29 protein-coding genes, 1 other RNA gene and 1 other annotated feature are annotated in these 24,360 nt (G+C 26.3%); of the genes, 26 read left to right on the top strand and 4 right to left on the bottom strand.

From position 1 onward, the window contains the following. Window positions 1–5 precede the first annotated feature (5 nt). On the top strand, window positions 6–824 hold the full coding sequence (locus ABGT36_RS13835; protein WP_346678517.1) for an HAD family hydrolase: 819 nt from the start codon (window positions 6–8) through the stop codon (window positions 822–824). 18 nt (window positions 825–842) lie between these two features. Here ABGT36_RS13835 and ABGT36_RS13830 read toward each other — a convergent pair whose 3' ends face one another. After that, window positions 843–1,664 carry a LysR family transcriptional regulator gene (locus ABGT36_RS13830; RefSeq protein WP_087370997.1) on the bottom strand — a complete coding sequence of 274 codons (822 nt, stop codon included), beginning with the start codon at window positions 1,662–1,664 and terminating at the stop codon, window positions 843–845. Between the two features lie 138 nt (window positions 1,665–1,802). On the opposite strand from ABGT36_RS13830, the gene ABGT36_RS13825 reads away from it, so the two are divergent. From ABGT36_RS13825 to ABGT36_RS13755, 15 genes are all read left to right on the top strand, one after another. Then, window positions 1,803–2,234: a LytTR family DNA-binding domain-containing protein gene (locus ABGT36_RS13825; RefSeq protein ID WP_087301953.1), complete on the top strand. Its 432-nt coding sequence runs from the start codon at window positions 1,803–1,805 to the stop codon at window positions 2,232–2,234. 9 nt (window positions 2,235–2,243) lie between these two features. Further along, window positions 2,244–2,657, top strand: coding sequence for a DUF3021 family protein (locus tag ABGT36_RS13820; protein WP_087301955.1), 414 nt, complete (start codon window positions 2,244–2,246; stop codon window positions 2,655–2,657). An 82-nt stretch (window positions 2,658–2,739) separates the two neighbouring features. Continuing rightward, the gene (locus tag ABGT36_RS13815; RefSeq protein WP_346678515.1) at window positions 2,740–3,678 is read left to right on the top strand and encodes an ABC transporter ATP-binding protein; all 939 of its coding nucleotides are present in this window, start codon (window positions 2,740–2,742) and stop codon (window positions 3,676–3,678) included. Then, window positions 3,678–4,808, top strand: coding sequence for an ABC transporter permease (locus tag ABGT36_RS13810; RefSeq protein ID WP_346678513.1), 1,131 nt, complete (start codon window positions 3,678–3,680; stop codon window positions 4,806–4,808). Before ABGT36_RS13815 ends, ABGT36_RS13810 begins: the two co-directional genes overlap by 1 nt. Further along, the gene (locus tag ABGT36_RS13805) at window positions 4,795–5,943 is read left to right on the top strand and encodes an ABC transporter permease (RefSeq protein ID WP_087370985.1); all 1,149 of its coding nucleotides are present in this window, start codon (window positions 4,795–4,797) and stop codon (window positions 5,941–5,943) included. Before ABGT36_RS13810 ends, ABGT36_RS13805 begins: the two co-directional genes overlap by 14 nt. Before the next feature lie 19 nt (window positions 5,944–5,962). Beyond that, complete coding sequence (locus ABGT36_RS13800; RefSeq protein ID WP_087301963.1) at window positions 5,963–6,466, top strand: GNAT family N-acetyltransferase; 504 nt, start codon at window positions 5,963–5,965, stop codon at window positions 6,464–6,466. 119 nt (window positions 6,467–6,585) lie between these two features. Continuing rightward, window positions 6,586–7,350, top strand: coding sequence for an HAD family hydrolase (locus tag ABGT36_RS13795; protein ID WP_296881811.1), 765 nt, complete (start codon window positions 6,586–6,588; stop codon window positions 7,348–7,350). Between the two features lie 19 nt (window positions 7,351–7,369). Then, window positions 7,370–8,269 (top strand): DUF5131 family protein, encoded by a 900-nt coding sequence (locus tag ABGT36_RS13790; RefSeq protein ID WP_087370977.1) that lies wholly within the window; start codon window positions 7,370–7,372, stop codon window positions 8,267–8,269. A gap of 126 nt (window positions 8,270–8,395) precedes the next feature. After that, window positions 8,396–8,686, top strand: a complete 291-nt coding sequence (locus tag ABGT36_RS13785) for a hypothetical protein (protein WP_346678510.1) — start codon at window positions 8,396–8,398, stop codon at window positions 8,684–8,686. Continuing rightward, window positions 8,578–9,072 carry a DUF6198 family protein gene (locus tag ABGT36_RS13780; protein WP_346678661.1) on the top strand — a complete coding sequence of 165 codons (495 nt, stop codon included), beginning with the start codon at window positions 8,578–8,580 and terminating at the stop codon, window positions 9,070–9,072. The genes ABGT36_RS13785 and ABGT36_RS13780 overlap by 109 nt, the downstream gene beginning before the upstream one ends. Before the next feature lie 90 nt (window positions 9,073–9,162). Further along, an RNA gene (gene ffs / locus ABGT36_RS13775) (signal recognition particle sRNA small type) lies at window positions 9,163–9,248 on the top strand. A gap of 18 nt (window positions 9,249–9,266) precedes the next feature. Then, entirely contained in the window at window positions 9,267–9,725 is a 459-nt protein-coding gene (locus ABGT36_RS13770; protein ID WP_300629834.1) for a nucleoside deaminase, read from the top strand. Window positions 9,726–9,788: 63 nt separating this feature from the next. Continuing rightward, on the top strand, window positions 9,789–11,669 hold the full coding sequence (dnaX, locus tag ABGT36_RS13765; RefSeq protein ID WP_346678508.1) for a DNA polymerase III subunit gamma/tau: 1,881 nt from the start codon (window positions 9,789–9,791) through the stop codon (window positions 11,667–11,669). 9 nt (window positions 11,670–11,678) lie between these two features. Further along, a complete protein-coding gene (recR, locus tag ABGT36_RS13760) occupies window positions 11,679–12,272 on the top strand; it encodes a recombination mediator RecR (protein ID WP_087301975.1) in 594 nt (197 codons plus the stop codon). 32 nt (window positions 12,273–12,304) lie between these two features. After that, on the top strand, window positions 12,305–12,466 hold the full coding sequence (locus ABGT36_RS13755; RefSeq protein WP_204215169.1) for a hypothetical protein: 162 nt from the start codon (window positions 12,305–12,307) through the stop codon (window positions 12,464–12,466). A 26-nt stretch (window positions 12,467–12,492) separates the two neighbouring features. Here the strand turns inward: ABGT36_RS13755 and ABGT36_RS13750 are convergent, their stop codons facing one another. The 3 genes from ABGT36_RS13750 to ABGT36_RS13740 form a co-directional block, all read right to left on the bottom strand. After that, complete coding sequence (locus ABGT36_RS13750) at window positions 12,493–12,918, bottom strand: Hsp20/alpha crystallin family protein (protein WP_346678506.1); 426 nt, start codon at window positions 12,916–12,918, stop codon at window positions 12,493–12,495. A gap of 110 nt (window positions 12,919–13,028) precedes the next feature. Continuing rightward, window positions 13,029–13,454, bottom strand: coding sequence for an Hsp20/alpha crystallin family protein (locus tag ABGT36_RS13745; protein ID WP_346678504.1), 426 nt, complete (start codon window positions 13,452–13,454; stop codon window positions 13,029–13,031). Between the two features lie 110 nt (window positions 13,455–13,564). Next, entirely contained in the window at window positions 13,565–13,990 is a 426-nt protein-coding gene (locus ABGT36_RS13740) for an Hsp20/alpha crystallin family protein (protein ID WP_346678502.1), read from the bottom strand. 272 nt (window positions 13,991–14,262) lie between these two features. On the opposite strand from ABGT36_RS13740, the gene tmk reads away from it, so the two are divergent. The 10 genes from tmk to metG all read left to right on the top strand — a co-directional run bounded on the left by tmk (window position 14,263) and on the right by metG (window position 24,127). Next, the gene (gene tmk / locus ABGT36_RS13735) at window positions 14,263–14,883 is read left to right on the top strand and encodes a dTMP kinase (RefSeq protein WP_346678501.1); all 621 of its coding nucleotides are present in this window, start codon (window positions 14,263–14,265) and stop codon (window positions 14,881–14,883) included. Further along, entirely contained in the window at window positions 14,880–15,821 is a 942-nt protein-coding gene (locus ABGT36_RS13730) for an AAA family ATPase (RefSeq protein WP_296883760.1), read from the top strand. Before tmk ends, ABGT36_RS13730 begins: the two co-directional genes overlap by 4 nt. A 12-nt stretch (window positions 15,822–15,833) precedes the next feature. Next, a complete protein-coding gene (locus tag ABGT36_RS13725; protein ID WP_087370953.1) occupies window positions 15,834–16,643 on the top strand; it encodes a stage 0 sporulation family protein in 810 nt (269 codons plus the stop codon). A 2-nt stretch (window positions 16,644–16,645) separates the two neighbouring features. Next, entirely contained in the window at window positions 16,646–17,383 is a 738-nt protein-coding gene (locus ABGT36_RS13720) for a tRNA1(Val) (adenine(37)-N6)-methyltransferase (RefSeq protein ID WP_296883765.1), read from the top strand. Further along, entirely contained in the window at window positions 17,376–18,230 is an 855-nt protein-coding gene (gene rsmI / locus ABGT36_RS13715; protein ID WP_346678498.1) for a 16S rRNA (cytidine(1402)-2'-O)-methyltransferase, read from the top strand. The genes ABGT36_RS13720 and rsmI overlap by 8 nt, the downstream gene beginning before the upstream one ends. A 133-nt stretch (window positions 18,231–18,363) precedes the next feature. Continuing rightward, window positions 18,364–19,674 carry a polysaccharide deacetylase family protein gene (locus tag ABGT36_RS13710; RefSeq protein WP_346678496.1) on the top strand — a complete coding sequence of 437 codons (1,311 nt, stop codon included), beginning with the start codon at window positions 18,364–18,366 and terminating at the stop codon, window positions 19,672–19,674. Between the two features lie 457 nt (window positions 19,675–20,131). Next, window positions 20,132–20,767, top strand: coding sequence for a GTP pyrophosphokinase family protein (locus tag ABGT36_RS13705; protein ID WP_346678494.1), 636 nt, complete (start codon window positions 20,132–20,134; stop codon window positions 20,765–20,767). A gap of 767 nt (window positions 20,768–21,534) precedes the next feature. Further along, entirely contained in the window at window positions 21,535–21,675 is a 141-nt protein-coding gene (locus ABGT36_RS13700) for a hypothetical protein (protein WP_346678492.1), read from the top strand. Continuing rightward, window positions 21,659–21,922 (top strand): hypothetical protein, encoded by a 264-nt coding sequence (locus ABGT36_RS13695; protein ID WP_346678490.1) that lies wholly within the window; start codon window positions 21,659–21,661, stop codon window positions 21,920–21,922. Before ABGT36_RS13700 ends, ABGT36_RS13695 begins: the two co-directional genes overlap by 17 nt. 37 nt (window positions 21,923–21,959) lie before the next feature. Then, window positions 21,960–22,159: a binding site (T-box leader), on the top strand. Window positions 22,160–22,198: 39 nt separating this feature from the next. Then, window positions 22,199–24,127, top strand: coding sequence for a methionine--tRNA ligase (gene metG, locus ABGT36_RS13690; protein WP_300077487.1), 1,929 nt, complete (start codon window positions 22,199–22,201; stop codon window positions 24,125–24,127). Window positions 24,128–24,360 lie beyond the last annotated feature (233 nt).

Below are 24,360 nucleotides of genomic sequence, written 5' to 3'. Positions count from 1 at the left end.
ACTATATGAAAAGAATATATATTAGTGATTTAGATGGAACATTATTGAATAGTCAAGGATATATTAGTGATTATACAATTAAAACAATTAACGATTTAGTTGAACGAGGAATGATTTTTACTTATGCTACTGCTCGTTCTTTAGTTTCAGCTGCTCCCGTTACTAAAGGTTTAACCAAAAATCTACCATTAATTATTTATAATGGAGCATTTATCGTTAATGGAAAAACTGGAAAGATTATTCATAAAAATGTTTTTAATAATGATCAGGTTAGTTTAGTAAAACAGATTATGGATAAATATTCCATTAAACCAATGGTGTATGCTCTTGTTAATGATAGAGAAAGAGTAACTATTATTAATGAAGATTTACATCCTGGGACTAAACATTATTTAAATAACCGTAAAAATGATTATCGAATGAATCTTACTAATAATGGTGATGAGTTATATCAAGGTGACATATTTTATTTTACGATTATTAATGATAAAGAAAGATTAGAACCAATTTATAATGAGTTAAAAAATTATCCTGATTATAATATCACTTTTCAACAAGAAATATACCGTGAAGAATACTGGTTAGAAATTATGCCTAAATCAGCATCTAAAGCAAATGCTATTTTAAAATTAAAAGAAATTTTAGGATGTGATGAAGTTATTTCTTTTGGTGATGCTATAAATGATATTCCGATGTTTGAAATATCTGATCAATGTTATGCTATGGAAAATGCTGTTTCAAAATTAAAGGAAAAAGCTACAGCAGTAATTAAAAGCAATGATCAAGATGGTGTTGCAAAATGGTTAATAGAAAATTATAAATAAAGCAAGTCGCTAGACGAATTAGACGTTTAGCAACTTATTTTTTATTAAAGAAACAAAATTATTAATTGCTGGATTATGATTATTTTTATCATAAACCAAGTAGATGCCTTCTTCAATTACTGGCTCTAAAGGAATTGCTTTAATGTATTGGTTATAACAATTGTCTTTAACAAAGGCATGAAGAATAGCACAGCCTTGATTACAGGCTATTTTTAATAAATTTCCTTCAAACTCAGGAAACTTATTTTGATTATCAATTTTACGAACATCAAAAAGAATATTATTAAGTTCACTTTGATGTAGTTTATCTTTCTTGGCTAATTCACTTTTTTTATTTACTAATACTACCAAGGGGTATTTATTGATCAAAATCTGTTGATAACGGGGATCATGGTTAGACATAGTTAATGCTAGATCGATAGTGGCACTTTCTAATTGTTGATAAAGTTCATGATTAGAATAACTATTTAATTCTATTGTTAAAAGGGGATATTTTTTATTTAATTTAGAAATAATCTTAACTAATAAATTAGGATCTAAATTTTTTAAAAAGCCAATTTTTAAATTACCTGTTATTCCTTGTTGATAGCTAATAAAGTTGTTTTTTGATAAATTGACCTGGTTAATTATTTTTTTAGCTTCTATTAAAAAATATTTTCCTGAATCTGTTAATGAAATTTGTTTACTATCACGATTAAATAAAAGCGTGTCTAGTTCTTTTTCTAAAGATTTTATTTGTTTAGTAAGAGCTGTTTGAGAAATAAAAAGATTGTTGGCTGCTTTAGTAAAATTCATTGTTTCACTAATAGCAATAAAATATTCTAGCTGGCGAAGATTCATAGATTAGCTCCTTTCAAAATAATGTTGCAATTATATTATAATATTTTTTTAGCATCTTAACTAAATTATATGCATTTTACCTAAATTTAATAGTTATCCTAAAAACAATATGATAATCTATCATTAAAGGAGGATACTATGAAAGTAACTATTGATTGTAATGATAATAATGAATTAGAAATAATCATTAAGTGTAAAAAAATAGATGATAATATTAAACAAATCGTTTCATTATTTGAAGATAAGCCATATTTGATTGGAAAGTTAAATGATCGAACTTATCAAATAAAAATTGAAGATATTTATTATCTAGAAGCTAATGAGGATCATATTTTTATTTATTGTAAAAACAAAGTGTATGAAACTAATTCAAGATTATATGAATTAGAAAATAAATTGGATAATCGTTATTTTATTAGAATAAGTAAGTCTATTATTTTAAATTTAAGAAAACTAGCAAGTGTAAAAGCATATTTAAATGGTCGTTATGAAGCAACTTTAATAAATAATGAACGGGTAATTATTACTCGTCATTATGTAAATGATTTTAAAAAGAAGTTTGGAATGTAGGTGAATAAAATGAAATTAAAAAAGATGATAAGACTATATTTAACGACAACTTGTATTTCTTATACCTTTGTAATGATAGGACAGGCAATATTATGCAATTTAAGTGATACGACAATGAGTAATAATTTGATTTTAATTATATTTGCTATTTGTGCATTGGTTAATGTGTTAATTCATATTATCCATTATCAAGATTTAAAAGATTGGCTAACTTCAGTTTTATCAATTTTAAGTATTTTTGTGATTGTTTCTTTAGCAAATTATTTACTAGGATACAATAATGCTATTTTTGAATTTGAACGTCTTATTTTTATTTTAATTATGTCCATTGCGGTTTATTTTTTTGTAATAACAGTTGTATTTATAAAAAATCAAGATGACGCTAAAAAAATTAATGAAAAATTAAAGGCAACTATAAAATAAACTAATAGTTGCTAAGATGTAACTTCCAGTTGGTGGAGGAAACTGTTAAAAATAGCTATATTAAAAGCAGGAGGAAGAAGTGATGGAAAAAGTAATTGAAATAAAGAATCTAACAAAAAGCTATGGAAGTTTAATCGCATTAGATGATTTTAATCTTGATGTTTATCAAGGTGAAATATTAGGTTTGTTAGGGCCAAATGGTAGTGGAAAATCGACTTGTATTAATACTATTTTATCGTTATTGAAATATGATTCAGGAAAAATTATGATTTTTAATCAAGAAATGAAACCATCAGCATATCAAATTAAAAGAAAAATCGGTGTTGTTTTTCAAGATGTCGCAGTTTTTGAAGAACTAAGTGTTAAAGAAAATATTGATTATTTTTGTGGTTTATATATTAAAGATAAAAAAATAAGAGCTAAATATGTTCAAGAAGCAATTGATTTAGTTAGTTTAAATGAATTTGTAAAATTTAAACCAAAACAATTAAGTGGCGGGTTACTTAGAAGATTGAATATTGCTTGTGGTATTGCTCATAAACCGGAATTGATATTTTTAGATGAACCGACTGTAGCTGTTGATCCTCAAAGTCGTAATAGTATTCTTGAAGGAATTAAAAAGTTAAATGATGATGGGGCAACAATTGTTTATACAACTCATTATATGGAAGAAGTCGAACAGTTGTGTAATCGAGTTGTAATTATTGATAAAGGTAAAATAATTGCTTCTGGTAGTGTTGATGAATTGAAAAATATGATTAGTTTAGGAGAGAAAATTACTATTGAGTTAAATGAAATTAATAATGGTTTTATTAAGCAAATAAAAGAAAATAAAAATGTTATTGATGTTACTACTAATAATAACATTGTTCATATTGCTTATTATAGCAAAGAAGGAAATTTAGAAAATTTAATTGATTATCTTAGAAAAAATAATGTTAGTTATACTAGCTTATTTAGTGAACGTCCAACACTAAATGATGTCTTTTTAAATCTAACAGGAAAAGAGTTAAGAGATTAATGTTTATTCATTTTTTTAAGTATCAGTTAAAAACATTATTACGTAATCGAACTGTTATTTTTTGGACGTTAGTTTTTCCAATTATTTTAGCAACATTTTTCAATCTAGCTTTTTCTAATTTAACTAGTAGTGAAAATTTTGATGCTGTTGATGTTGCTTTAGTTGAAAAACAAGAAAATAATGGTTTTAAAGAAATTTTACAATCTTTAGATCAGGATGATAATAAGTTAATTAATTTAAAAATAACAAATTTGTCTGATGCTAAAGAGTTATTAAAAGATGAAAAGATAAGTGGTTATTATTTAATTGATAGTAGTATTGAATTGATTGTTAATGATAGTGGTATTAATGAAACGATTTTAGAAAGTATTATTAATGAATATTTGAGTTTACAAAGTACAATAAATAATATTGGTTCAATTAATCCAGATATAATTTATAATAATATTTTAAATCAGCTTGATTTAAATCAAAATCATTTTAAACAAATTGATATTGGTAAAAATACTGATTCAACAGTTATTTATTTTTATACGTTAATAGGGATGAATTGTTTAAATGCTAGTTTTTGTGGACTTCGAGCTAATAGCCAAATTGAGGCTAATTTATCAAGACAGGGAACAAGAATTAATATTTCACCGATTTCTAAACTAGTTACAATTATATCTAGTCTTATTACATCATTTATTATTCAATTTTCAATCATGATGGTTTTAATGGCCTATTTAGTATTTGGATTAAAAGTTAATTTTGGAAATCAAATAAGTTATATAATTTTATTAATTGCAATTGGTTGCTTTACGGGAATTGCATTAGGTAATTTTACTGGAAATGTTCTTAAGTTTAAAAATGAAGATAATAAAATTTCCTTTTTATCTAGTTTTTCATTAATATTATCATTTTTTTCCGGAATGATGATCATGGATATAAAATACTGGATCCAAAATAATTTACCAATATTTTCGTACCTAAATCCAGTTAACTTAATCACTGATGGCTTGTATGCTCTATATTATTACGATAATTTAAATCGTTATACAACCAACATGATTTGTTTATTTATAATAGGTTTAATATTGTTATTAGGTTCATTAATAATAGCACGGAGGAAACAGTATGATAGTATTTAAAAAATATTTAAAAGTTGCTAATACGTATACACCGCTTATCCTCTTATATACTGTAATATTTTTAGTAATGACAATTTTTGTAGGAACATTTAATTCATCATCTATTGATTATCAGGCAACAGATATTAATGTTGCTATCATCAATCATGATAGTAATACCTGGTTAATTGACAGTTTAAAAGATTATGTTGGTGATAATGGTAATTTAGTTGAATTGCAGGATAATGAAGAAGCTTTACGTGATGCTTTGTTTTATCGTAAAGTTGATTATATTATGATCGTCCCTGAAAACTATACTAATGATTTTATTGCTGGTAAAAATGTTGATATTGAAACGATGGAATTACCGGATGCTTATAATAGTGTTTATAGTAAGAATTTATTAAATCGGTTTTTAAATACTGCTAATCTATATTTACAAGCAGGAGTTGATGAAAATCAAATAAGTACTTTGATTAAACAAGATCTTAGTAATAAGGCCGATGTATCAATGTTAGAGCAAAAAAGTGATGTTGATTTTACTATGGTAACTACATATTATAATTTTTTAAACTATATGTTACTTACAATTGCAATAGTAATTATTTCTATGGTTATGGTTTCTTTTAATGAAGAAAAAATTATGCGTAGAAATTTAATAGCTCCAATTAGTTATAAAAAGATGAATCGACAATTATTATTAGGAAACTGTACATTAGGATTATTACTTTGGCTGTTATATATATCAATTAGTTTCATTCTTTATCCAAAAGCTATGTTTACAATTAATGGTGCTTTATTAGTGCTAAATTCATTTGCTCTATTGATTTTTATTGAGGTTTTAAGTTTTCTAATTACTAAAATTACTAGTAATCGTGAAATATTAAGTGGAATAGGTAATGTTTTTTCGTTAGGTTCAAGTTTTCTTTGTGGTGCTTTTGTACCTCAAAGTATGCTTAGTCCGTTAGTATTAACTATTGGTAAATGTTTACCATCGTATTGGTTTATTAAAGCTAATAACGAGATTGTAAAACTAACAAGTTTTACTTTAGAGTCATTGCTTCCAATCTTTATAGATATTATAATTATTTTAGGTTTTGCTTTAATTGCTTATATTTTAATGCAGTTTATAAGCAGGTGGCAATTAAAAAGATAATTATACAAGGAGAAAAATTGTGGAAATCGATTATTATGAAGCAACAAGTTTAGATGCTAAAGATATAATAGGATATTTAAATGTTATTGCTAGTCAAACTAATAACTTAACTTTTGGCAAAAATGAATTAGAAATTAATGAATTACAAGAAATGCAGTTAATAAATGAAATTCATAATAGCATTAATTCGGTTATGATCCTTGCTAAAGATGGAAATAAGATAGTAGGGATGGTAAGTTTATCTGGTGAATCTAAAGCTAGAATTAAACATCGTAGTAATTTAGGTATTTCAGTATTAAAAGAATATTGGCATCAAGGTATTGGTAGTTCTTTATTAGCTGCGGCTATTGGTTATGCTATTGAAAATGATATTGAAATTATTGAATTGGAAGTTATTACTACTAATGAAAATGCAATTAAATTATATGAAAAATTTGGTTTTGAAACGATTGGAATATATGAAAATTATTTTAAAATCGATGATGAATATTATGATGCTCAATTAATGAATTTATATTTATGATAATAGTGCTTAAAGAGCACTATTATTTTAATTTAGTATCTTTTATTTTTAATTATAATTTGTTTAAATAATATTTAAGAAGTTAGTGTAAAAATATATGATTTGAAATGGAGGAAAAAATGAAAAAGATATTCTTTTTTGATATTGATGGTACTTTAGCTATTAAAGGTGTGATTCCTAAAGGTAATATTGAAGCCCTAAAAAAACTTAAAGAAAAGGGATATCTAGTCTTTATTTGTACAGGACGAGCACCATTTTATGCTAAAAATATGTTTAAAGATTTAGTAAGTGGTTATGTAACATGTAATGGAAGATATATAATTTATCAAGATAAAAAATTACACGGTGAAGTACTTAGTGAAAGTGATTTGAATTATTATCAAAATAAGATTAGTAAATTAAATTGTGGGGCATTATTTATGTCTGATGAAAAAGCGTATGCTTTTAATCTTAATCAAAAGCAAATTGAAGAATCTAAAAAAGAATATGGTAATGATAAGATTAGCCAGCAAAAACTTGATCAGGATTTTTATACATTTGATTTATTTTATCAAAATATTAAACAACGTGATCAATTAATAGCAGAATTTAAAGATGATTTGATAATAAATGATCATGGTGGTACTGGTTCTTGTGATTGTTCAACAATTTGTTTTGATAAAGGAAGTGCTATTGCTTATTTATTGAAATATTTTGAAATTTCTAAAGATCAAGCATATGCTTTTGGTGATGGTTATAATGATCAAGCTATGTTTAAGGAGGCTGGTCATTGTATTGCGATGGGAAATGCTGTTGATGTTTTAAAGGAAAAAGCAACTTATGTTACTGATACAATTGAAAATGATGGCATTTTAAAAGCTTTGTATCATGAAAAAGTTATTTAATAAAAGGAAGTGATGCTATTTGCATGATATTTGGAATCCTTGGCATGGATGTAAAAAGATAAGTGAAGGATGCTTAAATTGTTATATGTTTTATATGGATAAAAAATATGACAAAGATGGTTCAAATATTTATAAAACTAAAAATTTTTATTATCCATTAAGTAAAAATCGTAAAGGTGAGTATAAGATAAAAAGCGGTGAATTAATTAGAATTTGCATGGCTTCTGATTTTTTTCTTGAAGAAGCTGATAAGTGGCGTGATGAAGTATGGCAGATTATAAAACAAAGAAGTGATGTTAAGTTTTTTATTCTAACTAAAAGAGCTGAAAGAATTAAAGAGTGTCTTCCAAGTGATTGGCAGGATGGTTATGAAAATGTTATTTTGAATGTTACTTGTGAAAACCAAAAAAGGGCTAATCAACGTATACCTATTTTATTAGATTTGCCAGCTAAGCATTTAGGAATTATGTGTGCGCCATTACTTGGACCGATAGATATTTCTAAATATTTATCTTTTGATAGAATTGAACAAATCATTGTTGGTGGCGAAAATTATGAAGGTAGTCGGCCATGCCATTATGAGTGGGTTTTAGATTTATATAAACAGGCTAAAAAAAGGAATATAAAATTTTGTTTTATTGAAACAGGAACCTATTTTATAAAAAATAATAAGGGATATTGTATTCCTTCAAAAGCTAAACAAAGTCAATTAGCTTATAAATCAAAACTTCAAAATTACGGTAAACCAATTAAATTCAATCTTACTAAAGATGAGTATATAATGCATTATCGTCAAAAGTGTAAAGAATGTGGTTCAAGGCTGATATGTAATGGTTGTAGTGATTGTGGACGATGTCAGGATGCGATTGTTACTAAAGAAGAAATGGAAGAATTTGATCGAAAAAATATGATTAAATAATAATCATCAATGCTTTTAATGTATAATTAGTAATAAAAAATAAGTATTAGACATAATTAAATATTAACGATATGATGTAGGTGTCAAATAGGTACCTACTTTTTTTATTAGATTAGGAGGTTAAAAATGAAATTAGTAAATCGTGTTGGATTATATTTTATAGGCTTATTTATTATTACAATTGGAATTAATTTATCAATAATTTCTGGTTTAGGAATTTCACCAGTTTCTGCATTTACTTTACCATTAAGTGAGGCAGTTAATATTAGTTTAGGAACAATTACAATTGTTACATATGTAATTTTTGTATTAATTCAAATTTTGGTTTTAAAAAAAATTTTAAGAAAAAGAATTTATTACAAGCACCATTTAGTTTTGCATTTGGCTTTTTTGTTGACTTCACTGGTCAAATGTTAAGTGGTTTAAATCCGCAAACATATACAAGTCAATTTATTTTAATGATTTTAGGAATAATAATATGTGCTTTTGGAGCAACTATATATATTATTATGGATATTGTTCCTAATGCTCCAGAAGGATTAAATTTAGCACTTAGTGAACGTTTAAATATGCCTTTTTCTAAAATTAAAATTATTTGTGATTGCTTATTTGTTTTAATTGGTGTTATCATTTCTTTAATTTTCTTAGGCGGAGTAACAGCAATTAGAGAAGGAACATTGATTTCAGCTTTATTAACAGGAAAATTAATTGGTCTTTTTACTAAATGGTTTGAACCAGGATTGAAGAAAATCGCTTTTAATGATAATGATGAAAAACAATTATTATTAAATGAAGCTATGTAAAACTTATTTTTATAGTTAATGATAATATACATTTAATAAATAAATAATAAAAATGATTGAAATTATTTAATAGATAAGATATAATCATATTTGCCATTACAATAGGCGGCTTCGAACCATGTCAGGACCGGAAGGTAGCAGCATTAAGAATAACCGTCTATGTGTAGTGGTTTTTTGTATAAAGGAGAAAAATTATGGATCAAGATATTGAATTTATGAAGATTGCATATTTGGAAGCTTTAAAATGTCTTGAAAAAGATGAAGTGCCTGTGGGAGCTATTATTGTTAAAGATAATCAAATTATTAGTAGTAGTCATAATTTACGACAAACTAGCAAATTAGCTACAGCTCATGCAGAAATTTTAGCAATTGAAGAAGCTTGTAAAAAGTTAGATTCATGGTATCTTGATGAATGTACTTTATATGTAACTTTAGAACCTTGCGTAATGTGTTCTGGAGCAATAATAAATAGTCGGATAAAGAAAGTTGTTTTTGGAGCCTATGAATCAAGGTGGTTAGCTTTAACGAGTATTTATCAAAGTGAAAAGCCTGTCAACCATCATCCAGAAATTATACCTGGCATTTTAGAAGAACAGTGCTCTAAAGTAATTAAAGATTATTTTAAAAATAAACGAAAGAAGGATAAAAGTTAATAATTTTATCCTTTTTTTATCGATTATATAGTATAATAGGTAAAAGTGAGGAGTGAATTAGTGATGTCATATAAAGCTTTATATCGGTCATATCGACCTCAAACATTTGAAGAAGTTGCGGGACAAGAACATATAGTTACAACATTAAAAAATGCTATTAAAGAAAATCGGATTGGTCATGCTTATTTGTTTGCTGGTCCTCGTGGAACCGGAAAAACAACTATCGCTAAATTATTAGCAAAAGCTTTAAATTGTACCGGGGAAAATCCACCATGTGACAATTGTCCTAATTGCAAGGCTATAACTGCAGGGGAGCATCCTGATGTTATTGAAATAGATGCTGCTAGTAATAATGGTGTTGATGAAGTACGTGATTTAATTGATAAAGTAAAATATGCACCTATAAACGGTAAATATAAAGTTTATATTATTGATGAAGTTCATATGATGTCACCAGGAGCTTTCAATGCTTTATTAAAAACATTAGAAGAACCACCTGCTCATATTGTTTTTATTTTAGCGACAACAGAACCTCATAAAATTTTACCAACTATTATTTCTAGATGTCAGCGTTTTGATTTTAAAAAAGTTGATGATCATGATATCGTTGAGCGATTAGAATTTGTTTTAAAATCTGAACAAAAAAAATATGACCTTAAAGCTCTAGAATTAGTTGCAAAACTAGCTGATGGGGGAATGCGTGATGCTTTAAGTATCTTAGAGCAGTGTTTAGCTTTTAATAATGAACTTACGGTCGCTAACGTAAATGAAGTATATGGCTTATTATCAATGGATAATAAAATTAAGTTTATTAAGCAATTATTATCTAAAGATATCAAGGGTGTTTTAGAGTCGCTTGAAAACATGCTAAGCGGTAGTATAGATATTAAAAGATTAACGTTTGATTTAATTGACGTTTTAAAAGATATTATTATTTATAAAAATACTCTGGATATTTCTATTTTATTTGTCTTAACTAAACAAGATGTTGATAATTTAGCACCATATATTCTAGTAGAAGAAGCATTTGAAATCATTGATATTTTAATTGATGCTAGTTCACATTATAGTCAATCAGTTAATGCTAATACATATTTTGAACTAGCAATGCTTAAAATTTGTAATAAAGTCAAAGATGAAAATAAAATTAATGTAGAAAATACACCTGTTTTACAAGTTGACCATACTTCAAAAGCAACATCAGTAGTTGAAAATGATATTCAAGAAAATATATCTGCTGATGTTCAAAATAATAATCAACAAGAAGCAGGTATTGATAATCAAAATAATGTACAACAGCAACCAATTATTGATATCCAAGAAGACGAATATTATAATGAACCTATTAATGAGCCTGATTATTATCCTGAAGATTTAACATATAGCGAAGAAGTTAATAATCCAATTGAATCGATAGAAGTAGAAAGTAAACCTGTAAAAACAGAAAAGAAAGAAATAGTTAATGTTGAAGTATCATTTGATGACATATTAAATATTTTAGTTCAAGCAAAACGAACTGTTTTAAATGAAATTAAAGAAAAATGGTCAGTAATTGCTCGTTATCGTTTTAATTTAAATACAGCAAAATTTGCTTCAATGCTTTGCGATGGAACTCCGGTTGCTGCTTGTGAAGGTGGTATTATTATTGCTTTTGAACATCAGCCAAATGTTAATGAAGTAAACGAAACTAGAAACTATCATCAGTTGAAGAAGTTTTTAACAGAAGTTTTAGGTGAAAGTTATGATTTTATTGCTGTAAAAAGTAGTAATTGGACAGAACTTAGAAATACATATATTAAAATGATGCGCTCTGGAACTTTACCAAAACCACAGCCAATTGTTCTCCATCATATTGGTGATGTAGAAGATAATCAGCCTGAATTAAATGATGCGCAGGCTTTAGCAGTTGAACTGTTTGGTGATTTAGTTGAATTTGAAGAATAGGAGGTACTTATGAATTATCCACAAGCATTTCAGGATTTAGTAGATTGTTTTAAACGTTTGCCTGGAATTGGCGGTAAAAGTGCTGAAAGATTAGTTTATCATATTTTATCTATGGATAAAAAATATGTTGATGAATTTGCTGAGGCTTTAGCAACAATTCAAGATAAAATTCATTATTGTAAAAAATGTGGTCATATATGCGAAAATGAATATTGCGATATTTGTTTAGATCCTGATCGTGATCAGTCTACTATTTGTATAGTTGAAGATCCTAAAGATGTCTTTGCAATGGAAAAAGTAAAAGAATATCGAGGCTTATATCATGTTTTACATGGTTCTGTATCGATTATGGAAGGTAAAACAATCGAAGACTTAAATATTGCTTCACTATTTGATCGCTTAGATGATAATGTTAAAGAAGTAATTATTGCTACTAATCCTACTAGAGATGGAGAGACAACAGCTCTTTATTTAGCCAAGTTATTAGCCAAGAAAAATATTAATACTAGTAGAATTGCTAATGGTCTTCCAATAGGAAGTAATATTGATTATGCTGATGAGTTAACATTATTAAAATCATTAGAAGGTAGAAAAAAAATATAAACATCTCATACAATTTAATGAGGTGTTTTTTTATGAAACAAATTATTTATGTAATCATTAGAGCTTATATAATTTTATTTTTGATAAATATTTTTACTAACAACTATTTTAGTTATAACTTTTTAAATATTTTTATTTTATCATTATTACCATTATCTGGAATTATCATTATTTATATTATCTCACTAATATAGAAAAAATCCGGTTTTTAAACCGGATTTTAATCAATAGGAATATATTTACTGCTCGTATCAATTTCTCTTGGAGCATTTTTAGGTAATGTAATAATCAATTCACCATTGTTATAACTTGCTTTAATATCTTCTTGTTTGATATCATCACCAACATAGAAGCTACGTGAACAAGATCCTGAATAACGTTCGCGACGAATGATATTACCATCATTGTCTTTTTGATCGTTATCATTAGATTTTTTAGCACTGATATTTAAATATCCATCATGCAATTCAATAGAAATATCTTCCTTAGCAAAGCCAGGAACTTCCATTTCTAATTGATAGTTATCACCGATTTCTTTAACATCAGTTTTCATTAAATTAGTAGTTCTAGTTCCTCTAAAGAAAGGATCATCAAACATGTTATCAAAAACATCATCAAAAGTTGCAAATCCAGGTAGTAATTTCATATAAATCATCTCCTTTTAAATTTATTTTTCGAAATTACTTCATGAATAAATCATCTTCATCATAATATTCTTATTTTTAGCATCAACTATAGTGAAAATGTTAACTAAAATTATTCAATTGGAATAAAATTACTTTTTGTTTCTACTTGTTTTGGTGCTTCTTTAGGCAATTTAATAATCAACTCACCATTGTTATAACTTGCTTTAATATCTTCTTGTTTGATATCATCACCAACATAGAAGCTACGTGAACAAGATCCTGAATAACGTTCGCGACGAATGATATTACCATCATTGTCTTTTTGATCGTTATCATTAGATTTTTTAGCACTGATATTTAAATATCCATCATGCAATTCAATAGAAATATCTTCCTTAGCAAAGCCAGGAACTTCCATTTCTAATTGATAGTTATCACCGACTTCTTTAACATCAGTTTTCATTAAATTAGTAGTTCTAGTTCCTCTAAAGAAAGGATCATCAAACATGTTATCAAAAACATCATCAAAAGTTGCAAATCCAGGTAGTAATTTCATATAAATCATCTCCTTTTAAATTTATTTTTCGAAATTACTTCATGAATAAATCATCTTCATCATAATATTCTTATTTTTAGCATCAACTATAGTGAAAATGTTAACTAAAATTATTCAATTGGAATAAAATTACTTTTTGTTTCTACTTGTTTTGGTGCTTCTTTAGGCAATGTAATAATCAACTCACCATTGTTATAACTTGCTTTAATATCTTCTTGTTTGATATCATCACCAACATAGAAGCTACGTGAACAAGATCCTGAATAACGTTCGCGACGAATGATATTACCATCATTGTCTTTTTCATCGTTATCATTAGATTTTTTAGCACTGATATTTAAATATCCATCATGTAATTCAATAGAAATATCTTCCTTAGCAAAGCCAGGAACTTCCATTTCTAATTGATAGTTATCACCGATTTCTTTAACATCAGTTTTCATTAAATTAGTAGTTCTAGTTCCTCTAAAGAAAGGATCATCAAACATGTTATCAAAAACATCATCAAAAGTTGCAAATCCAGGTAGTAATTTCATATAAATCATCTCCTTTTAAATTTATTCTTTGAAATTACTTCATGAATAAATCATCTTTTCTTTTTACAACTATTATTATAGTCTATTTTTTAGCACTGTCAAGTATAGAGTGCTAATTTTTTTTATTAATTTATTTCCAAATATAATAGAGGAAAATAGGGTATTTATATTGGCTAAATCAATATTTTTAATGATTTATTTAAAATGACGTTTTAATTGCTATATGTTATAATATACAACGAAAGTCTATAAAAAATTGGAAGGAAATAAAAATGAAAGGTAAGTTTATTACATTAGAAGGACCTGATGGTAGTGGTAAGACAACAGTGTCTAAAATTATTGTTGAAAAACTAAAAGATGGAGGACACAAAGTTTTATTAACAAGAGAACCAGGTGGAATTGATATTTCTGAACAAATAAGAAATATTATTTTAGATAAAAAAAATGTTAAAATGGAAGCTCGTACGGAAGCTTTATTATATGCAGCAGCTAGACGCCAACATTTAATTGAAAAAGTACAGCCAGCATTAAATCAAGGATATATTGTAATTTGTGATCGTTTCGTTGACAGTTCTCTAGCATATCAAGGAGTGGCTAGAGGAATTGGAATTGATGAAGTTTATCAAATGAATCAATTTGCAATTGGTGATATTCAGCCAGATGCTACTATCTTTTTTGATTTACCATATGAAATTGGGTTAGCAAGAATTAATAAAGGAAATCGTAGCAGAGATCGTTTAGATTTAGAGTCAAATGATTTTCATAAAAAGGTTTATGAAGGTTATATGGAAATTTGTAATAAGTTTGCTGATCGAATCACTAAAATTGATGCTAATAAGTCAATAGATGAAGTCGTTGATCAAGTTTTAACTGTAATAAAGGAAAAGTTATGAAAGAATATTTACAGGAAAATCAACCAAAATTCTATAATTTAATAAAAAATGAATTTATTCAAAATAAAATTCCTCATGCTTTTTTACTAGTTGGTAATAATACGAAAGTACCATTAAATTACTTAGCAATGTCATTAATTTGTGACGAAACTTTAGCTTGTGAAAAATGTAATGATTGTCGTAAAGTTCTAGAAAATAAGTATGGAGATATTATTAGATATGATGGAAAAGAGACTTCAATAAAAAAAGGTGATATTGAATATATCCAAGATACTTTCAAAAAATCTTCTTTAGAAGGTAAAGCAAAAATTTATATTATTGAAAATATTGAATCAGCTACTAAAGAAGCTATGAATACATTATTAAAGATGTTAGAAGAACCGACATCAGGAATTTATGCTATTTTTACTACTAATAATATTAGTAGGGTATTACCAACTATATTGTCACGTTGTCAAGTTATTGATATTAAGCCTGATAGTAAAGAGGTAATATATAAAGCTTTAATTAAAAGTAATATTCCTGAAGAGGCTGCTAAAATTTTAACATATTTATCAGCTAGTGAAGAAGAAGCTAAAAATTTATATGATGAAAGATTTGAATATATGCAAACTGAAGTAATTAATTTTATTGAGGATTTGTATACGAAAAGAATGAATTTGATTATTAATGTTCAAACTAATTTATTGAAGAACTATAAAGAACGTGATGATATTAAATTATTTTTAAATATGCTTGTTTTAGCAATGAAAGATATGTTTCACGTGAAACATAATCAAAATTTAGTATTCAGTGCCCATTACGATTTCTTTAATAGTTTGCAAATAGATGAAAACAAATTAATAAAACAAATTGAAATTATTTTAGAAACTATTTATACAATAGAAAGCAATGCTAATCTATTAATGTTAATGGATAGTATGATGTATCGTTTATAGAAAGGAGATTATATGGAACAACTTAAATTAGCAAGTGTTAAATTCAAAAGTGCTGGAAAAGTTTATTACTTTTCTACTGATATTGATTTAGAAAAAGGCGATTATGTAGTTGTTGAAACTGCTCGTGGTGTAGAATTAGGTGAAATATCACAATCATTAAAATCAATAGAAGAATTTAACTTAGATACAGAATTAAAAAAAATAACTCGTCGAGCAACAAAAAAAGATGTAGAGGCATATCTAAAAAATCTTGAAGACGCTAAAGAAGCATTGGTAACTTGTCGAGATATTGTAGCTCGTTATGATGTCGATATGCAATTAACCAATTGCGAATTTACTCTGGATAAAGCAAAAGTAATTTTTATGTATACTTCAGATGTTAGAGTGGATTTTCGTGAGTTATTAAAAGAGTTAGCAACAGTTTTTCGTTGTCGAATTGAATTAAGACAGATAGGTCCCCGTGATAAAGCAAAAATAATTGGAGGAATAGGAACATGCGGATTACCACTTTGTTGTACATCCTTATTAGGAGAATTTAATGGTGTATCAATTAACATGGCAAAAAATCAGATGTTGGCAATAAATATTGATAAAATATCTGGAGCCTGTGGTCGATTAATGTGTTGTTTAAAATATGAAGACGATGTTTATTCATTAGAGAAACAACGTTTTCCAAAAATAGGTAGTCGCGTTAAATATGAAGGTAAAGAAGTAAAAGTATTAGGTTTGAATATAATTAATGATTTAATTAAAATCGATAATAATGGTGCAGTAATTTTTGTTAATCTAGATGAAATTGAATTTAATCAAAAGCCTAATTAGTTATGTCTGATCAAGAAGTAGTTAACTATTTATTAGCTCATAAGAACATGAAGATTATCCAAAGGAAAGACATGTTTAACTTTTCTTTGGATACTGTTTTATTAGCTAATTTTTGTACCATTAATAAAGATGTAAAACATATAGTTGATTTTGGAACCAATAATGCGGCAATACCTTTACTTTTATCAAAAAGAACAAATCGAAAAATTACTGGAGTAGAAATTCAACAAGAAGCAGTTGAACTAGCTAATAAAAACATTGCTTTAAATAATCTAGAAGATCAAATAGAAATAGTTCATGACGATATTGCGAATTTTGTCAAAAACTTTCCTAAAGTTGGTTTAGTTGTTTGTAACCCACCATTTTTTAGAGTAGATGAAGAAAGTAATTTAAACGAAAATGAATATTTAACAATAGCTCGTCATGAAATAAAAATAGATTTAGAGGGTATAATTAAAGCAGCTGCCTTTTTATTAGATAATAAAGGACGTTTTGCTATGGTTCATCGTCCTGATCGGATGATTGAAATATTAAATGTTATGCAAAAATATGATATTGAACCTAAAAGAATTAGATTTGTCTATCCGAAGGTTAATCGAGACAGTCATGTTTTGTTAGTTGAAGGAATGTATAAAGGTAAAAAAGGACTAAAAATTGAACCACCATTATATGCTCATAATGAAGATGGTTCTTATAGTAATGAAGTAAGAAAAATGTTTGGAGAAAAAATATATGAATAGACAAAAAAGTTTTGAAAATCAAGCGCCATCTTTATATTTAGTTGCCACTCCAATAGGAAATTTAGAAGAAATTACATTTCGTGCAATTAATATCTTAAATGAAGTTGATTATATTGGTGCAGAAGATACTAGAAATACAATTAAATTATTAAATCATTATAATATTAAAACTAAATTAATATCTCATCATGAGCACAATTTAAGCCAATCGATTCCTAAATTAATTAATTTATTATTAGAAGGTAATAATATTGCTTTAGTTAGTGATGCTGGTTATCCAGCAATTTCTGATCCAGGATACGAACTTGTTAAAGCTGCTATTGAAAATAATATTAATGTAATTCCTGTTAGTGGGGCTAATGCTTGTTTAGATGCTTTAGTAGTTTCTGGTATTGCACCACAGCCATTTTTATTCTATGGCTTCCTAGATCATCAGGATAAGAAAAAAAGAAAAGAATTAGAAAAATTAAAAAACTATCGAGAAACAATCGTATTTTATGAATCACCACATCGAATTAGTAAAACATTGAAGTTAATGCAAGATATCTTGGGTGATCGTCATATTGCACTTTGTCGTGAGATTACAAAAAAACATGAAGAAATTATAAGAGGGAAAATTAGTGAGATCATTTCTATCACTGCAGAGCTAAAAGGGGAAATGGTAATTGTTGTTTCTGGTAATAATGATAATGATGAAGTTAATTTATCTCCAGAAATACTTATTACAGAGGTAGATAATTATGTAAATAAAGGAATGAGTGTTAAAGATGCTATAAAAGAAGTATCTAAATTAAGAAAAGTTAATAAAAATGAATTATACGCATTATATCATAGTCAAAATGATTAATATCGTCATTTTTTAGTAATTAAATTCTTAAATGTTTCACGTGAAACATTTAAGAATTTCTGTATTTCTATATTTTGTCGTTTGATTTAAAATAATAAATAAAGTATGATAGTTTCATGGAAAGGATGTAAGTATGGAATATAGATATAGAAAAAATAAAAAATTAAGATTTAAGAAAAAATCATTAGCAATTTTATTTCTGATAATTGCAATAATTATAGCATTTGTTTTTTGGATTACCAATAGAGAAGGACCTTATGAAAAATATTACCAATATGATGAAAATAATAAAAAAATTGGCGAAGTCCAGCATTATCAAAAAGAAAATGAACAATTCTTTATATCAATGTATTATCCAAAAACCAATATAAAAGAGTTGAATAAAATCATCAATGATTATTGGAATGATTATATAAAAGATCAAAAAGCTAATAAGGATAGTAAAGATATCCTTTATATGGATTATTCAATAGATCAAGTTTATAAACAGTATGTCAATTTAAAACTCTCTATGAATCGCTATAATGAAGATGATAAATTAGTAGAACAGTCAAATAAGCTATTTTGTTACGATACTAAAAACGAGAAAGTTTTAACAGTTAATGATGTATTAAGAAAGAATTACAAAATATCACTAGCAAATATCAATGGTATTGATAATATAAATCAAGACAATGATAATTTAGAAATAAAAAAGGATAAGGTTGTTATATATACTAATGATAAATTGAAGGAAAAAGTTGAAATTAAATATGAAGAAAATAAAGATTTAATTAGATTAGCAAATAAAAATATTCCTTCAAATGCCCCGTTAGATGTTAAAACTCCGACACCATTACCTAAAATCGATCCAAATAAAAAAATGATTGCTTTTACTCTAGATGACGGACCGCATAAAACAAATACACTTCGTGTTGTTGAGATGTTTGAAAAATATAATGGTCGTGCAACATTTTTCCAATTAGGTAAAAATGTTCAAGCATATCCAGATATTGTTAAAACAGTATATGAACATGGTTTTGAAATTGCAAGTCATTCTTGGGATCATCCTGATTTAAGAAAATTAGATACAAATGCTGTTAATAAACAAATTGTTGATACACAAAATGCAATTTTCAGTATTACTGGAGATGAACCAAGTTTAATTAGACCACCATTTGGAGCTTATAATGATAATGTAAAAACTGTTGTCAAAAATAATGGAATGCAAATTGCTTTATGGACAGTGGATACATTAGATTGGAAGTTAAAAGATGCCAATAAAATAAAAGATGCTATTGTTAACAATGCTTATGATGGTGCAGTAGTACTTATCCATGATATTCATAACTTTACAGTTGATGGATTGGAAATGGCATTAGCTGAGTTAGCTAATAAGGGATATCAATTTGTAACATTATCTACATTAGGTGAGTATAAAGAATTAAAAACAGTACTTCGCTAATATTAGCGGAGTATTTTTTTATAATTAAACTTACAGATATTCTGTAAATTTTAAATAAGCTTTAGTACAATGATAATGTAAAATATTCTCTTATAAACGATATTACTACTTGGAAAATTGCAAAACTAAAATATAGGAGAATAATCAGGCATATGATATATACTTTATCAAATATAGTAAGACTGTAAATATTATAGGTAGCTATTAATAAATAATTATTTATAATAAGTATATTAAAATTTATAATGCTATTAAATTTAATTAATAGAAAATATTATTATATAGAAATACATATTAAAAGGAGACAAAGAGACAGAAGATTTAAATTTATTTATATGTTTAACAATATATATTAGATAAGTTGAGATAATAGAAATATTGATAAAACACAAAAAAACATAATTAATATATATTGTTTTTAAAATATTTTAATAAAGTATTATATGGGTGATATATAATGGATTGGGAAATAATAAGTTATGAAAATGAAAAGTTTAATGAGTTAATGCAACAATATGAAGCTGCTATTAAGATTATTAAGACCAAATTGGAATTAATAGATCAAGAATTAAATTTTAAGTATAGACATAGTCCAATTCATGGTATTCAATATCGAATTAAATCTATAGAAAGTATTAAAGGCAAATTAAAAAGAAAGAAACTTGATCAAACAGTTGCTGCTATTAAAAAATTATATGATATTGCTGGTATTAGGGTTATTTGTAATTATTTAAATGATATTCAATATATAGCTCAATTACTAGTTAATCAAGATGATATTACACAAATTAAACATAGTAATTATATTCAGTATCCAAAAAATAATGGGTATCGCAGTTTTCATTTAATTGTTAGTGTACTTGTTTATCAAAAAGATGGCAAAATCAATGTTCCAGTAGAAATTCAAATTAGAACAATTGCAATGGATTGTTGGGCATCATTGGAACACGAACTTTGTTACAAAAATGAATCAAAAACAAATAATGATATTAAAATTAGATTAAAAGAATGTGCGGATAAAATGGCGCAGACTGATTTAGAAATGCAAAAGATCTATTTAGAAATAAATCGGCCATGGGATGGTAATAGGTAATAAATGATAGAAATAAAATGTTTCACGTGAAACATTTTATTTCTAAATATTGAGAAATTAAACAATAATAAAATCTCCATGATTAATAAAAAAAGCTGTAACTACAAATATAAAACAAATGAGGACTTAACGAGTGATAATAAATATTATATATAACTGATAATTTTAAATATAATAACATTATTATAATAAAGTAGTTAACATGAAAAATAATTTTAAATATAATAGTAGCAAGAAAATCATAATTATAAAATACGAATGATATGAATATAATAAAAAATAGCATATAGATATTGTTTAATAAATATATGATTTTAAAATATAAAGATAAAAGAAAATATTTCTGATAAAAATATTATAAAAGTAAACTTTGATAATCCAGTAGTTACAAAATAGGAAAAATATAATATAGATTAATTAAGTTTTAAAGAATAAAAATATTATTTTAAAATAAATAATATTTTTGATACTAATATTGGATTAGATTTGGTAACTAAATGTTATTAGATCATTATAATAATATAATCTTGATGAATTTAGGTATATATAAATTAGGTATTAGATATGCAAAAGCAATATAGTAAATAAGTACAAGTATAAATATAAAATTTATTAAAAATTAGAATTATCTTGTAATTTTTGCATAGACTCTAAATTCAAATACTCATGCTTTATAATATATGAAATGAAGTGATGATTATCAAATATAATGTTTCACGTGAAACATTATATTTGATAATATGTTATAATATTGAGGGGTGGTATAAATGGAAGTAATTAAAGAATTAATTAAACAAGCAGATTTAGCAATAAAAAATGAAGATTTTGATCATTTGATGGATTTTTATAGTGATGATGCAATTTTGGTAGTTAGACCAGGTAAAATTGCTCGTGGAAAAAAAAATTAAAGAAGCTTTTATTAAAATAGCCAAATATTTTGATAATAGTATTGTTCCAACTCAAGGGAAAATGGAATTTTTAGAAGCTGGTGATACAGTTTTAGTTATATCACAAACCTTACTAGATGCAAATAATGCTCAAGAAAGTGAATATAGTATGGAAAGAAGGGCAACCTATGTTTATCGTTTGATAGATGGTAAATGGTTATGTGTGATAGATAATTCTTATGGAACTACAATATTAGATGAAAATTAATTTGACTTTAGGCTTAGAGTTTGTTAAAGTTAAGAGTGGAAAAGCGAAGAAGGGAAAATGTTAAAGTAGCGCTAATAGAGACTTAGTGGCTGGTGGAAACTAAGAGTTAAGCTTTAAGTGATGGGCCCAGAGCTGTTATCTCGAATAATTAAAGATAACCGTTTAACTTGCGTTAAAAGTATTGAGTGACACATTTTTGTGTAAAAAAGGTGGTACCGCGATTATTTCGTCCTTTTAATAAGGGCGTTTTTTATTTTTAGAAAAGGAGAAGTGGATATGAAAGATAATAAAGATTATTATTTAACAACAGCGATTACATATACTTCAGGTAAACCTCATATAGGGAATACATATGAAATTATTTTAGCTGATGCAATTGCAAGATTTAAACGACAAGAAGGATATAATGTCTATTTTCAAACAGGTACTGATGAACATGGACAAAAAATAGAATTAAAAGCTAATGAAGCTGGAATTCCACCAAAACAATTTGTTGATGAAAAAGCAGCAGAAGTAAAAAGAATTTGGGATTTAATGGATACAACATATGATCGTTTCATGAGAACGACAGATGAATATCATATTAAACAAGTTCAAAAAATATTCAAAAAATTATATGATCAAGGTGATATTTATTTAGGACATTATGAAGGTAAATATTGTACTGCATGTGAATCTTTCTTCACAGAAACTCAATTAGTAGATGGTAAATGTCCAGATTGTGGTGGTGAAGTACATGATGCAAAAGAAGAAGCATATTTCTTTAAATTATCTAAATATCAAGATCGTTTAATGAAACATATTGAAGAGCATCCAGAATTTATTCAACCAGCATCTCGTAAAAATGAAATGATCAACAATTTCTTAAAACCAGGTTTACAAGACTTATGTGTTTCTAGAACATCATTTAAATGGTCTATTCCTGTTGATTTTGATCCTAAACATGTTGTATATGTGTGGATTGATGCTTTAACTAATTATATTACTGGATTAGGATACGATGTAGATGGTAATCATGGCGAATTATATAAAAAATACTGGCCAGCTGATTTACATTTAATTGGAAAAGATATAGTAAGATTCCATACTATTTATTGGCCAATTATGCTAATGGCTTTAGATATCCCATTACCAAAACAAGTATTTGGACATCCTTGGTTATTACAAGGTGAAAGTAAAATGTCTAAATCTAAAGGAAATGTAATTTATGCTGATGATTTAGTAGATATTTTTGGTGTAGATGCAGTAAGATATTATGTATTAAATGAAATTCCATATGATAATGATGGAAGTATTACATGGGATTTATTAGTAGAAAGAATTAATTCTGATTTAGCTAATGTTTTAGGAAACTTAGTAAATAGAACTATTGCAATGGCAAATAAATATTTTGATGGTATTATTAATAATCCAAATGTGAGTGAAGCAGTTGATGATGAATTAAAAGAAGCTGCATTACAAATGCCAAAGAAAGTAATTGCTAAAATGGATGAATTTAAATCTGCTGATGCTTTAGATGCTATCTTTACTTTACTTAGAAGAACTAATAAATATATTGATGAAACAACACCATGGATTCTTGCTAAAGATGAAAGTAAAAAAGATCGTTTAGCAACAGTTATTTATAATTTAATTGAAAGTATACGTTTTGCAGCAGTAGCTTTAATACCATTTATTCCATCAACAGCTAATAAAATTTTAGATCAAATTAATACAGATAAACGCGATTTATTAGAATTAAATCAATTTGGTTTATATCAACCTGGTACAAAAGTTGTTGAAAAACCAGAAATGTTATTTGCAAGATTAGATCCAAAAGAAATTCAAAAGAAAGTAGAAGCTTTACAAGAAGTAAAGCCAGAAGTAAAAAAAGAGGAAGCTAAAGAATTAATTACAATCGATGATTTTAGTAAAATTGAATTAGTAGTTGGAACAGTTGAAGAATGCAAAAAGCATCCTAAGGCTGATAAATTATTAGTTTCTAAAATTAATATTGGAACAGAAACAAAACAAATAGTAAGTGGTATTGCTGATAAATATAAACCAGAAGAATTTGTAGGTAAAAAAGTAATTGTTGTTGCAAATTTAAAACCAGCAAAATTAAGAGGGGTAGAATCTCAAGGAATGATCTTAGCTGGTGATAATGATGATATGTTAGAAGTTATCAGTGTTGAAAACTTACCTAATGGTACTAGAATACATTAAAATATTGATGACTGAAGAGTATGTTAACATTAGTTAGCATACTTTTTTTATGACTTTAAATAGATTTTACAAAATATTAATAAAGTTCTTGAATAATTTAATAGTTTATGATTATAATCAAAATAGATAAAATATAACAACTTTATCATAAATAAAATACATAATAATTATATAAGGTGGATATTAATTAAAATCCTTTATCATAAAGCATCAAAATCGTTCATATATTCTTT

Origin of the sequence: Erysipelatoclostridium sp. An173 (assembly GCF_963931465.1) — a bacterium.
GTDB lineage: Bacteria > Bacillota_I > Bacilli_A > Erysipelotrichales > Coprobacillaceae > Thomasclavelia > Thomasclavelia merdavium.
This window is presented reverse-complemented; position numbering and strand designations above follow the sequence as displayed.

Coding starts and splice junctions, on each gene's coding strand:
- ABGT36_RS13805 (WP_087370985.1), top strand. CDS start 4,795: ATGATAGTATTTAAAAAATATTTAAAAGTTGCTAATACGTATACACCG.
- ABGT36_RS13700 (WP_346678492.1), top strand. CDS start 21,535: ATGGAAGTAATTAAAGAATTAATTAAACAAGCAGATTTAGCAATAAAA.
- ABGT36_RS13710 (WP_346678496.1), top strand. CDS start 18,364: ATGGAATATAGATATAGAAAAAATAAAAAATTAAGATTTAAGAAAAAA.
- recR (WP_087301975.1), top strand. CDS start 11,679: ATGAATTATCCACAAGCATTTCAGGATTTAGTAGATTGTTTTAAACGT.
- tmk (WP_346678501.1), top strand. CDS start 14,263: ATGAAAGGTAAGTTTATTACATTAGAAGGACCTGATGGTAGTGGTAAG.
- ABGT36_RS13745 (WP_346678504.1), bottom strand. CDS start 13,454: ATGAAATTACTACCTGGATTTGCAACTTTTGATGATGTTTTTGATAAC.
- ABGT36_RS13740 (WP_346678502.1), bottom strand. CDS start 13,990: ATGAAATTACTACCTGGATTTGCAACTTTTGATGATGTTTTTGATAAC.
- ABGT36_RS13830 (WP_087370997.1), bottom strand. CDS start 1,664: ATGAATCTTCGCCAGCTAGAATATTTTATTGCTATTAGTGAAACAATG.
- ABGT36_RS13755 (WP_204215169.1), top strand. CDS start 12,305: ATGAAACAAATTATTTATGTAATCATTAGAGCTTATATAATTTTATTT.
- ABGT36_RS13785 (WP_346678510.1), top strand. CDS start 8,396: ATGAAATTAGTAAATCGTGTTGGATTATATTTTATAGGCTTATTTATT.
- ABGT36_RS13820 (WP_087301955.1), top strand. CDS start 2,244: ATGAAATTAAAAAAGATGATAAGACTATATTTAACGACAACTTGTATT.
- ABGT36_RS13810 (WP_346678513.1), top strand. CDS start 3,678: ATGTTTATTCATTTTTTTAAGTATCAGTTAAAAACATTATTACGTAAT.
- ABGT36_RS13705 (WP_346678494.1), top strand. CDS start 20,132: ATGGATTGGGAAATAATAAGTTATGAAAATGAAAAGTTTAATGAGTTA.
- ABGT36_RS13795 (WP_296881811.1), top strand. CDS start 6,586: ATGAAAAAGATATTCTTTTTTGATATTGATGGTACTTTAGCTATTAAA.
- ABGT36_RS13720 (WP_296883765.1), top strand. CDS start 16,646: ATGTCTGATCAAGAAGTAGTTAACTATTTATTAGCTCATAAGAACATG.
- ABGT36_RS13815 (WP_346678515.1), top strand. CDS start 2,740: ATGGAAAAAGTAATTGAAATAAAGAATCTAACAAAAAGCTATGGAAGT.
- dnaX (WP_346678508.1), top strand. CDS start 9,789: ATGTCATATAAAGCTTTATATCGGTCATATCGACCTCAAACATTTGAA.
- ABGT36_RS13825 (WP_087301953.1), top strand. CDS start 1,803: ATGAAAGTAACTATTGATTGTAATGATAATAATGAATTAGAAATAATC.
- ABGT36_RS13770 (WP_300629834.1), top strand. CDS start 9,267: ATGGATCAAGATATTGAATTTATGAAGATTGCATATTTGGAAGCTTTA.
- ABGT36_RS13725 (WP_087370953.1), top strand. CDS start 15,834: ATGGAACAACTTAAATTAGCAAGTGTTAAATTCAAAAGTGCTGGAAAA.
- metG (WP_300077487.1), top strand. CDS start 22,199: ATGAAAGATAATAAAGATTATTATTTAACAACAGCGATTACATATACT.
- rsmI (WP_346678498.1), top strand. CDS start 17,376: ATGAATAGACAAAAAAGTTTTGAAAATCAAGCGCCATCTTTATATTTA.
- ABGT36_RS13750 (WP_346678506.1), bottom strand. CDS start 12,918: ATGAAATTACTACCTGGATTTGCAACTTTTGATGATGTTTTTGATAAC.
- ABGT36_RS13730 (WP_296883760.1), top strand. CDS start 14,880: ATGAAAGAATATTTACAGGAAAATCAACCAAAATTCTATAATTTAATA.
- ABGT36_RS13835 (WP_346678517.1), top strand. CDS start 6: ATGAAAAGAATATATATTAGTGATTTAGATGGAACATTATTGAATAGT.